This window comes from Dysosmobacter sp. (genome assembly GCF_052306735.1).
Taxonomy (GTDB): Bacteria; Bacillota; Clostridia; order Oscillospirales; family Oscillospiraceae; genus Oscillibacter.
Window position 1 is genome coordinate 1 of sequence record NZ_DAWBAJ010000058.1, and the last position, 11,517, is coordinate 11,517.

8 protein-coding genes and 1 pseudogene are annotated in these 11,517 nt (G+C 62.9%); 6 read left to right on the top strand and 3 right to left on the bottom strand.

Going from position 1 to position 11,517, the window contains the following annotated elements:
* From ACT67G_RS10925 to ACT67G_RS10935, 3 genes are all read right to left on the bottom strand, one after another.
* A partial coding sequence (locus ACT67G_RS10925; protein WP_443664255.1) for a triose-phosphate isomerase family protein occupies nucleotides 1–530 on the bottom strand: 530 nt, incomplete at its 3' end.
* 280 nt (nucleotides 531–810) lie between these two features.
* On the bottom strand, nucleotides 811–2,007 hold the full coding sequence (locus ACT67G_RS10930; RefSeq protein WP_443664256.1) for a phosphoglycerate kinase: 1,197 nt from the start codon (nucleotides 2,005–2,007) through the stop codon (nucleotides 811–813).
* 85 nt (nucleotides 2,008–2,092) lie between these two features.
* The gene (locus ACT67G_RS10935) at nucleotides 2,093–2,581 is read right to left on the bottom strand and encodes a tRNA (cytidine(34)-2'-O)-methyltransferase (RefSeq protein WP_443664257.1); all 489 of its coding nucleotides are present in this window, start codon (nucleotides 2,579–2,581) and stop codon (nucleotides 2,093–2,095) included.
* A gap of 327 nt (nucleotides 2,582–2,908) precedes the next feature.
* Here ACT67G_RS10935 and ACT67G_RS10940 point away from each other — a divergent pair, with 327 nt between their 5' ends.
* The 6 genes and pseudogenes from ACT67G_RS10940 to ACT67G_RS10965 all read left to right on the top strand — a co-directional run.
* Entirely contained in the window at nucleotides 2,909–4,030 is a 1,122-nt protein-coding gene (locus tag ACT67G_RS10940; RefSeq protein ID WP_325246832.1) for a DapH/DapD/GlmU-related protein, read from the top strand.
* Nucleotides 4,031–4,109: 79 nt separating this feature from the next.
* Nucleotides 4,110–5,069, top strand: a complete 960-nt coding sequence (locus tag ACT67G_RS10945; RefSeq protein ID WP_325246834.1) for a ribose-phosphate pyrophosphokinase — start codon at nucleotides 4,110–4,112, stop codon at nucleotides 5,067–5,069.
* 313 nt (nucleotides 5,070–5,382) lie between these two features.
* Nucleotides 5,383–5,967, top strand: coding sequence for an aminoacyl-tRNA hydrolase (pth, locus tag ACT67G_RS10950; protein ID WP_443664258.1), 585 nt, complete (start codon nucleotides 5,383–5,385; stop codon nucleotides 5,965–5,967).
* Nucleotides 5,968–6,081: 114 nt separating this feature from the next.
* On the top strand, nucleotides 6,082–9,594 hold the full coding sequence (gene mfd / locus ACT67G_RS10955; RefSeq protein WP_443664259.1) for a transcription-repair coupling factor: 3,513 nt from the start codon (nucleotides 6,082–6,084) through the stop codon (nucleotides 9,592–9,594).
* Nucleotides 9,595–9,700: 106 nt separating this feature from the next.
* Nucleotides 9,701–10,744 carry a peptidylprolyl isomerase gene (locus ACT67G_RS10960; RefSeq protein WP_443664260.1) on the top strand — a complete coding sequence of 348 codons (1,044 nt, stop codon included), beginning with the start codon at nucleotides 9,701–9,703 and terminating at the stop codon, nucleotides 10,742–10,744.
* Between the two features lie 281 nt (nucleotides 10,745–11,025).
* Nucleotides 11,026–11,517 (top strand): annotated as a pseudogene (locus tag ACT67G_RS10965) (acetyl-CoA C-acyltransferase); the annotation flags it as partial.

Below are 11,517 nucleotides of genomic sequence, written 5' to 3' on the forward strand. Positions count from 1 at the left end.
CCGATGGCCCAGATGGGCTCATAGGCGATGATGCAGCGGCGCAGCTTGTCGGCGGGCACGCCGTTGAGGGCGCTCTTGACCTGCAGGGCGATCCACTCGTTGGTGATGCCGGTCTCCCGCTGCTCCAGGGACTCGCCCACGCAGATGATGGGATTCATGCCGGCATTGAGGACGGCGTGCACCTTCTTGTTGACAGTGGTGTCGGTCTCGCAGAAATACTGCCGCCGCTCGCTGTGGCCCACGATGACGTACTTGACGCCCAGGTCCTTGAGCATGTCGGCGGAGACCTCGCCGGTGTAGGCGCCCTTCTCCTCAAAGTAGACGTTCTCAGCGCCCACGGAGATGCGCAGGTCCTTGAAAGCCTTGATGGCGGTGGAGATGTTGCAGGCGGGGACGCAGATCAGCGTCTCGCACCACTTGACCCGGGGCATGATCTTCTTCATATCCTCGGCGAACTTCTTGGTCTCGGTGGCAGTCATGTTCATCTTCCAGTTGCCGGCGATGACGGTCTTGCGATATCTGCGGTTCATGATTATCATTACTCCTTTATGTCTGTATCGTTGGCCCGCGGAAAGCACGGACGGATTCACGAACTGACGCGTTCCGGGCATCTGCCGGGGCCTGAGGCTCCAAAACTACTTCCCGGTAACGCAAACTATTACTTTATAGCCGAAAATCGGTATTTTGTCAAGAGTTTTGACTCTTTTTGCGGGATAAAAACGGGAACTTTGCCAGGGAGGTACCGCTCCTTGGGGCACGGCCTTCCGCCCCACGCAACATATGGCCGCAGGCAGAACGCTCAGATGGGCCTTACTGATCCAGCAGGCAGGCCACGCCGGGGAGCTCTTTGCCCTCCATGAACTCCAGGCTGGCGCCGCCACCAGTGGAGATGTGGGTCATCTTGTCGGCATAGCCCAGCTGCTGCACGGCAGCCGCGCTGTCGCCGCCGCCGATGATGGTGATGGCATTCGTCTTGCTCAGAGCCTCGGCCACAGCCTCAGTGCCCTTGGCGAAGGCAGGGAACTCAAAAACGCCCATGGGGCCGTTCCAGATGACGGTGCCGGCGTCCTTCACGGCGTCGCAGTAGAGCTTCACAGTCTCGGGGCCGATGTCCAGGCCCTGCCAGCCGTCGGGGATCTCGCCGGCCTTGACCACCTGGCTCTTGGCGTCGGGGGCGAAGGCGTCGGCGCAGACGGTGTCCACCGGGAGCAGCAGCTTGACGCCCTTGGCGGCTGCCTTTTCCACCATCTCATTGGCATAGCTCTCCCAGTCGGCTTCCAGCAGGCTGTCGCCCACCTTGCCGCCCTGGGCGGCGGAGAAGGTGTAGGCCATGCCGCCGCCGATGATGATGGTATCGGCGATCTCCAGGAGGTTGTTGATGACGCCGATCTTGGAGGAGACCTTGCTGCCGCCCAGAATGGCCACCAGGGGCCGCTTGGGACTCTTCAGGGCGCCGCCGATGACCTCCAGCTCCTTCTGGATCAGGAAGCCGGACACGGCGGGCAGGTAGTCCGCCACTCCGGCGGTGGAGGCGTGGGCACGATGCACGGCGCCGAAGGCGTCGGAGACGTAGATCTCCGCCATAGAGGCCATGGCGCGGGCCAGCTCGGGGTCGTTCTTGGTCTCACCCTTTTCAAAGCGGGTGTTCTCCAGCAGCATGATCTCACCGGGCTTCAGGGCGGCGGCCTTGGCCTGGGCGTCGGGGCCCACCACATCCTCGGCCATGATGACGGGCTTTCCCAGCAGCTCGCTCAGGCGCTTGGCCACGGGCTTGAGGCTCAGGGCCGGATCGGGGCCGTTCTTGGGCTTGCCCAGGTGGGAGCAGGCGATGACGGCGGCGTTCTGATCCAGCAGGTACTGGATGGTGGGCAGGGCGGCCCGGATGCGCTTGTCGTCGGTGATGACGCCGCTGCCGTCCTTGGCCAGGGGCACGTTGAAGTCGCAGCGCAGCAAGACCTTCTTGCCCCGGACGTCCACGTCCCGTACGGTCTTCTTATTATAATTCATATGAGTTCCTCCGTTTGTGGTGTTGGTGGTTGATGATAGAATAAGCAGTCCGGACACTCCCTGTCCGGACAGGGTCACAAAAGGTTTACAATGCCATCTCACCGGTGGCCTTCAGCCCCGGAAAGCCCGTCTGGCGCAGTGCCTCATAGACGCACACTGCCACGGTGTTGGACAGGTTCAGGCTCCGGGCTTCGGACACCATGGGAAGGCGGATGCACCGTTCCCGGAACCGCTCCCGGAAGTCCTGGGGAAGACCCGCGGTCTCCTTGCCGAAAAAGAGCCAGCTGTCCGGCATGAAGACAGCCTCCTGATAGGAGCGGGGAGCCTTGGTGGTGGTGAGCCACAGATCGGCAGCGGCCTCCGGGTGGCGGGTGAAAAGATCCTCCAGATTCTCGTAATCCGAAACCTCCACCAGGTGCCAGTAGTCCAGTCCCGCCCGGCGCACGGCCTTTTCCGAGATGTCGAAGCCCAGGGGACGGACCAGGTGCAGCCGGGAGCCGGTGGCGGCGCAGGTCCGGGCGATGTTGCCGCAGTTCTGCGGAATCTCCGGCTCCACCAGTACGATATTGAGCATGAACAGAAAATTCCCCTTTATCCATTAAATATGTTACAAGCGAAACCCATTGTAATCCTTTACCTGCACAAATTCAACCGTAAAGTGCGTGGAAAAGCTGATTTTCAGGAAAAATAACCACAGACGCTTTGGATTTTCTGCGAAATGCCGAAAAACAGACAAATTTTTGCGTATTTTGCATTCCACAGCCGCCATTTACAAAAAAAGAGCGGAAAGATCGCATGTTCTTGGGGGAAATTTTTAGATAAATTTTGCCCAGGGGGTGGATTTTCCACATATCTTTGCTATAATGTAATTACCTATCACCATTGCAAGGAGGATATTCCAATGGATTGTCCGCAGCGCGCCGTGTTTTTTCTGGAAGAGGATGCTTCCGTCCCGGCGTATTCCAAACCGCTGATGCTGGAAACCGTTTTGTTTTGCCCGATCCTGAGCTGGATGAGTGAAAAGTTGCGGTCCGATGGCGTGCAGCGGTTTTTTGCTGTTTGCGGTCCGCGGTTCGCCCAGGAGGCCCGGGACTGCTTCCCGGCAGACGCGGAAGTCATGGTTTCCGAGCAGCACCAGGAGCTGCTTTCCTTCCTGGATACCGATGAGACCACCCTGGTGTTCCGCTGGGCGGCCCTGCCTGCGGCTGAGGCCGGTCCTGGTTTCGCTTATGCGGCTCCCGGCCGGGAGCTGCGCAGCACCTGGCGGGAGCGCCTGACCAACGCCGTCCAGGGGGCGGAGCTGGTAGGCGGCTGGCTGCCGGTGAACCGCCGGGAGAACCTGGACGAGATGGAGCAGCTGATGCGGCCCCGGGTTATCCGGCGCCACAGCGCCGCCGGCGTGCGGATCATGGACCCGGGCAGCGTCTATATCGATCCCCGGGTCACCATCGGGACGGGCACCGTGATCCTGCCCGGCACCATTTTGCGGGGCGAGAGCCGCATCGGCTGCGGCTGCACCATCGGGCCCAACGCCCTGGTGGACTGCTGCACCGTGGGCGACGGCGTGGTCATCAACGCCTCCCAGACCTATGAGAGCACCATTGGTGCCGGCGCAGATGTGGGCCCCTACGCGCATATTCGTCCGAACTGCACCGTGGGCGAGAAGTGCCATGTGGGCGCATTCGTGCAGCTGAAAAACTGCGTACTGGGCGCAGGCACCAAAATGAGCCACCTGACCTATGTGGGCGACGCCGACGTGGGCGAGCGGGTGAACTTCGGCTGCGGCACCATCACCTCCAACTACGACGGCTTCAAAAAGCACCGCACTGTTATTGAGGACGACGTGTTCGTGGGCTGCAACACCAACCTGGTTCCCCCGGTGACGGTGGGCCGGGGCGCCTATATCGCCGCCGGTACCACGGTGACGAAAGACGTGCCTCCCGATGCCCTGACAGTGGGCCGGGTGCGTCAGGAGAACAAGGAGGGCTGGGCGGCCCGCCGGCGCAAGATGCACCAGAAGTGATCCGGAGACGATCATAGAGAAGCATAGAAGAGAAAATTCAGGAAAATACTGATAGAACAGAGAAAGAAGGCGTTGAAAGATGATTTCTCACGGCAAGGATATTAAAATTTTCACAGGCAACGCGAACCCCAAGCTGGCGGATGAGATCTGCAAGCTGATGGGTACCAAGCTGGGCGAGGCGGAAGTCGGAACCTTCTCCGACGGCGAGATCTTCGTCTCTTTGTACGAGACCGTCCGCGGCAGCGATGTGTTCGTGGTCCAGTCCACCTGCACCCCCGTCAACAACAACCTCATGGAGCTGCTCATCATGATCGACGCGCTCAAGCGCGCCTCCGCCGGCCGGATCACCGCCGTGATCCCCTATTACGGCTATGCCCGTCAGGACCGCAAGGCCAAGGCCCGCGATCCCATTACCGCCAAGCTGGTGGCCAACATGCTCACCGCTGCCGGTGCCGACCGTGTGCTGACCATGGACCTCCACGCCTCCCAGATCCAGGGCTTCTTTGATATCCCCGTGGACAATCTGGCCGGAAACCCCATCTTTGTGGATTACTATGCCAAGAAGTTCGGTGCGGACTGCGAGAACATGATGGTGGTCTCTCCCGACGTGGGCTCCGTGGCCCGTGCCCGCGCCTTCGCCCAGAAGCTGCACATGAATCTGGCCATCGTGGACAAGCGCCGTCAGAAGGCCAACAGCTGCGAGGTCATGAACGTCATCGGCGACGTCCGGGGCAAGGACTGCATCCTCTTTGACGACATGGTGGATACCGGCGGATCTCTCTGCAATGCCGCGCAGGCCCTCATCGAAGTGGGCGGCGCCAAGAGCGTCCACGCCTGCGCTTCCCACGGCGTCCTCTCCGGCCCCGCCATTGACCGGGTCAACAACAGCGTCATCACGGAGCTGGCCCTGCTGGATACCATCCCCGCCATCGACCCGGCCAAGAGCAGCAAGATCAAGTATCTGCCTGTGGCCCCCATGTTTGCCGAGGCCATTGAGCGCATCTATCAGGAGATCTCCATCTCCAAGCTGTTCCGCTGAGACCTGTCCCGCGGAAAAAAGAAGATAGCACCATATAAGGCGGGAAAGCTTGCTTTCCCGCCTTTGCGGCCGTTGGATAGAGCCGATGGAAGCTTCGACAACGGGAAGGAAGATGGTGTGGAAGAAACCCAGGAGGGGTTTCTTTCACGTGCAATCAATTTTTCCAGACCGCAGGGATGGAAAATGCGCCGCAGCGTTTTGCTGCGGCGGGAAAGCTTGTCCTCCCGCCTTTGCGGCCGTTGGAAAGCCGGAAGCAGAGCTGCTGACGACCGCCAGGATTCGGATGACCCCTATATTTGATAAGGAGCACCATATGTTTGGAAGCAAATCCGCCGCGGTGGACTGGCTGATCGTGGGCCTGGGCAATCCGGGCCAGAAGTACGCCAACACCCGGCACAACATGGGCTTTCTCACCGTGGACCTGCTGGCGGAGCAGAAGGGTGTGAAGCTCAACAAGGTGAAGTTCAAGTCCGCCTACAATATCCTCTCCTTCGCCGGGTGCAAGTGCCTGGTGATGAAGCCCCAGACCTATATGAACCTCTCCGGCGAGGCCGTGCGGGAGGCGGTGCAGTTCTATAAACTGCCCCCGGAGCGGGTGCTGGTGATCTATGACGACGTGTCCCTCCCGGTGGGGAAGATCCGGGTGCGGCCTACCGGCTCCGCCGGCGGCCACAACGGCATCAAAAACATCATCTCCCACCTGGGTACCCAGGATTTCCCACGCATCAAGATCGGCACCGGCGCCCCCGGTGAGGGGGGCGATATGATCGACTGGGTCATCGGCGTGCCCTCCCAGGCGGACCGCAAGACACTGCTGGAGTCCTTTGAACGGGCCATCCAGGCGGCCGCGTGCATTCTGGAGCACGGTGTGCAGAAGGCTCAAAACGACTTCAACTGAGGCATAGTGTCCTCTCAAATCCCATAAATACAGGGTGAGCCCCCCGTCCATGCGGGACGGCGGGGGTTTGCCCATGTCCATAATTTCCATATTTTTACAGAGAAAGGCGCCCCTATGGAACAGTTCTTGCGAAAACTCAATACCATCCCGGAGGTGGCGGAGCTTATCGGACGGGTGGAGGAGGGCGGCTGCCCGGCGGCAGTCACCGGCCTCCAGCCGGTGCACCGGGCCTGTGTGGGGGCGGCGGTGGCTCTGGGAGCGGGCCGCCCCGGCGTCTTTGTCTGCGGCGATGAGCGGGAGGCCCGGACCCTGGCGGCAGACCTGGGGATCCTGACCGGGGCAGAGCCGGTGGTGCTTCTGGCCCGGGAGTGGCAGTTCCGCCCCGGCGCCATTGCCTCCCGGGAGTGGGAGCGCAGCCGTTTGGCGGCCCTCTACGCCCTCTCCGGAGAGGGGGCAGCCAAAACCGTGGTGACCACGGTGGACGCCCTCATGGCCCGGACGCTGCCCCCCCGGCTGCTGGCCTCCCTGGCCATGGAGCTGCGGATGGGGCAGCAGGTGGATCTGCAGGCCCTGACGGAGCGCCTGGTGAACGCAGGCTACACCCGCTGTGACCAGGTGGAGGGTGTAGGCCAGTTCGCTCTGCGGGGCGGCATTCTGGACGTGTTCTCCCCCCTGATGGAGCGGCCGGTCCGCTGCGAGTTCTTTGACGATGAGATCGACTCCATGGGGGCCTTTGACCCCGGTACCCAGCGCCGGACGGAAAACGTGGAGACGGCGCTGCTGCTGCCGGCGGCGGAGGTCCTGCCCCACAGCGCCCCCGGCGGTACGGTGGGCCTGGCCCAGACCCTGCGTCGTCAGGCGGGCAAGGCCGAGAAGAAGAACCCCAAACTTGCTGCCGCCCTGCGGCGGGACGCGGAGCAGCTGGAGAATACCGGCACCGTGGGAGGATTGGACCGGTATCTGGCCGCCGTGTACCCGGAGATGACCACCGGCGTGGACTATCTGCCCGCCGACGCGGTGGTGTTTTTGTGCGAGAGCGGCCGGGTGGACGAGCGGGCCCGGGGGGCCCTGACCCAGACCAAACAGGACGCGGAGGCTTTGATGGAGGCCGGAGAGCTGGCGGGGGAGTACGCCCGGGTGTGCCTGGCTCCGGAGGAGCTGTACGCCGCCCTGGAGGAATTTCCCGTCATCATGGCGGATGCCCTGCCCACCTCCCGGCTGCCCCTGCGGCCCCGGAGCATCAGCGCCATTACCGCCAAGCAGCTCTCCTCTTACGGCGGCAGCCTGGAGACGGCGGTGGCGGATCTGGAGCATTACCGCACCAGCGGCAGCGGTACCCTGGTGCTCTGCGGCAGCGAGGCCCGGGCGGAGAATCTGCTGCATATGCTGCGCCAGCGGGACATCCCTGCAGTGCCGGACCTGCGGGGCACCGCCCTGCCGGGCCCCGGAGAGGTGCGGGTGAGTTTGGGTGCCCTCTCCGCCGGCAGCGAGTGGCCCCAGCTCCACCTGGCCGTCATGACGGAGGGCCAGCTCACCGCCGCCGGCGTGCGGCGGCGCACCCGGCTCAAGAAGGACTCCAACCGCCAAAAGCTCCAGTCCTACACGGACCTGACGCCGGGGGATCTGGTGGTCCATGTCCACCACGGTGTAGGCCGGTTCGTGGGCATTCAGCGCCTGCCGGTGGACGGCGTGGAGAAGGACTATATCAAGATCGACTACGCCGGAGGAGACTGCCTTTACGTGCCCGCCACCCAGCTGGACATGGTCAGCAAATACATCGGCGGCGGGGAAGAGGAGGGCCGGCAGAAGCTCAACAAACTGGGCGGTACCGAGTGGGCCAAGCAGAAGACCCGGGCCCGCAAGGCCGTCAAGGATTTGGCCAAGGGACTCATCGCCCTCTACGCCCAGCGCCAGCGCCAGCCGGGCTTCGCCTTCTCTCCGGACTCCCCCTGGCAGCGGGAGTTTGAGGAGTCCTTCCCCTATGCGGAGACGGAGGATCAGCTCAAGTGCATCGCCGAGATCAAGGCGGACATGGAAAAGCCCCGGCCCATGGACCGGCTGCTGTGCGGCGACGTGGGCTACGGCAAGACGGAGGTGGCCCTCCGGGCGGTGATGAAGTGCGTGCTGGACGGCAAACAGGCGGCCATCCTGGTGCCCACCACCGTCCTGGCCCAGCAGCACTACGCCACCGCCTGCAGCCGGTTCCGGGACTTCCCGGTGAAGATTGAGGTGCTCTCCCGCTTCACCTCCCCCGGGGAGGCCCGGCGGATTTTGGGCCTGGCCCGCACCGGCGGCGTGGATCTTCTCATCGGGACCCACAAGCTGCTGCAAAAGAGCGTGGAGTTCAAGGACCTGGGGCTCCTCATCATCGACGAGGAGCAGCGCTTCGGCGTCACCCACAAGGAGCGGCTCAAGGAGATGAGCCGCCAGGTAGATGTGCTGACTTTGTCGGCTACCCCCATTCCCCGGACGCTGAACATGGCCCTCTCGGGCCTTCGGGACATGTCCACCCTGGAGGAGCCCCCCGCCGACCGCCAGCCGGTGCAGACCTACGTGATGGAGCACGACTGGGCGGTGCTGGAGGACGCCATGCGCCGGGAACTGGCCCGGGGCGGCCAGATCTACTACCTCCACAACCGGGTGGAGTCCATCGACCTCACTGCCGCCCGGCTCCAGAAGATGCTGGGGGAGGACGTGCGCATCGTGGTGGGACACGGCAAGATGAGCGAACAGGAGCTCTCCTCTGTCATGGAGGCCATGGTGGACGGGGAGGCGGACATTCTGGTGTGTACCACCATCATCGAAACCGGCATTGACATTCCCAATGTCAACACGCTCATTATCGAGGACGCCGACAAGATGGGCCTGGCCCAGCTCCACCAGCTACGGGGCCGCATCGGCCGCAGCTCCCGCCGGGCCTACGCCTACCTCACCTACCGCCGGGGCAAGGTCCTCCAGGAGACGGCGGCCAAGCGTCTGGCGGCCATCCGGGAGTATGTGGAGTTCGGCTCCGGCTTCAAGATCGCCATGCGGGACCTGGAGATCCGGGGCGCGGGCAACCTGCTGGGCCCCGAGCAGTCCGGCTACCTCATGAGCGTGGGCTATGACCTGTACCTCAAGCTCCTGGAGGAGGCGGTGCTGGAGGAACAGGGTCAGCAGAAGAAGATCGAGACGGAGTGCGCGGCGGACCTCACCGTCAACGCCAACATCCCGGAGCGGTATGTCCCTGCTCCGGAGCAGCGGATGGACCTCTACCGGCGCATTGCCGCCATCCGCACCGACGAGGATGCCTCCGACCTGCTGGACGAGATGATGGACCGCTACGGCGAGGCTCCCAAGTCCGTGCTGGCGCTGCTGGATGTGGCGCTGCTGCGGGCTGCCGCCGCCAAGGCGGGCGTGTCCGACATCTCCCAGAAGGGCAGTTCTCTGCGCTTTACCCTGGCAGTGTTCCGTCCGGAGGCGCTGGTGGCGGTGTGCGGCTTGGGCAAGTACAAGTACCGCCTGACCCTCTCTGCCGGGGAGCATCCCTCCCTGACCCTCAAGCTCAAGCCCGGCGAGGACGTGCTGGAGACGGCACTGACCCTGGTGGAGGATCTGAAGCTGGCGTCGGAGCAGAAAGAATCCTGAAAAGCCATAAAAGAGACAGATGCGGCCCGGCACTTCAGCCGGGCCGCATATTTTTTACAGCCGTGGAATAGAATGGGGGGACGACCTGCAAAGGAGCCTGAACATGATGAAACGACGCATTTTTGCTCTGCTTGTATGCCTGCCGCTGCTGCTGAGCGCCTGTGGGAAAACCGATGCCGGAGCGGGCGGGCTTTTAAGCCGGGCTTCCGGCATTGCCGACGACGAGGTGCTGCTGACAGTGGATGGCCGGGAGGTGCCCGCTTGGCGGTACCTCTACTGGCTCACCGCCGTGTGCGACCAGATCCGCACTGCCTGGAACGACGCCGGCCGGACCCTGGATTGGCAGCAGACCCTCTCCGGAGAGCCCCTGGCGGATTACGCCCGGCGCAAGGCCCTGGAAAATACCGCCCTTTACGCTACCGTGGAGACCCTGGCGGAGGAAAACGGCGTGACGCTGACAGAGGACGACCAGGCACAGCTGGACGGGGAGTGGCAGGAGAAAGTAGCGGAGTACGGTGGGGAGGAGGCGTATCTCCAGGCCCTGGAGCGCATGGGACTTGGCCGGGAGGAGGCCCAGGCCCTGTCGGAGGATGCGTGTTTGTACCGCAAGCTGCTGGAACGCTCCGGTGACGCATCCAGCGGCCTCTATGTGACGCCGGAGGAGACGGCGGAGTTTGCCGCCGGGCGGGAGTATCTGGCGGCCTCCTGCATTCTGGTATCCGCGGCGGGCGTGGCGGCGGAGGACAGCGAAGCCCTGGCTGACAAAAAGAGCCGGGCAGAGAGCATCTTCTCCCAGATCAACAGCGCGGCAGACGGGGCGGCTGAGTTCACCCGTCTGGCCCAGACGGAAAACGATGCCCCGGCCCAGCCCGGTACCTTTGCCGCCGGGGACGGTACGCTGCCCCAGACGGCGGAAGAGGCTTTGCGGGCCCTGTCGGTGGGCCAGCGGAGCGGCGTGGTGGAGACCGAGGAGGGCTATTATCTGCTGCTGCGCCAGGAGGTGGATGATGCCGCCATCCGGGCCGACTGCTTTGACAGCCGGCTCCTGACGGCAGCCGGAGAGGCGGACACGGAGCCCGGCGCCAAGCTGGAAACCCTGTCGGTTCCGGCTTTCTACGACGCCGTTTGCCGGGAGCGGGAGGCGTTGTGAGCCTCTCACAGCGGTTTTCGTCAAGATGACGAAAACCGCTGTGGTTTTGTCAAAGATTTAACAAATTTGCGTAAAACTGAGAAATTTGCATTGACGGCGGGGGAGGGATCCCCTATAATCGTAAGTGTAGCAAGGCAGTATCCACTGATTTGTCAAAAAATTGTCAATAATGTCACAAACTTGACAATCTCCCGGAACTCCTTGCCGGTTCCCTATTTGGCAAAAATGGCGGCGGCGCATGCCGCGGCCAATCAAACAAAAAAACAAAACGGAGGAACATCATGAAAGATCTTTATGTCGTGAATTGCTGCAGAACCGCCATTGGCTCTTTCGGCGGCAGCCTGAAGAACACGCCCGCCGCTGAGATGGGCGCCATCGTGGTGAAGGAAGCCCTGAACCGTGCCGGCGTGAAGCCCGAGCAGGTGGACGAGGTCATGTTCGGCTGCATCCTGACCGCTGCCCAGGGCCAGAACGTTGCCCGGCAGGTCTCCATCAAGGCTGGCATCCCCTACTCCGTTCCCGCCTACACCGTGGGCATGGTCTGCGGCTCCGGCATGAAGTCCGTCATCGAGGGCGCCCGTTCCATCCTGGCCGGTGATTCCGACATCGTGGTCTGCGGCGGTACCGAGAACATGAGCGCTGCTCCCTTCGCCTCCATGGATGCCCGCTGGGGCGCCCGCATGGGCGACAAGAAGCTGGTGGACACCATGATCAAGGACGGCCTGTGGGACGCCTACAACAACTATCACATGGGCACCACCGCTGAGAACATC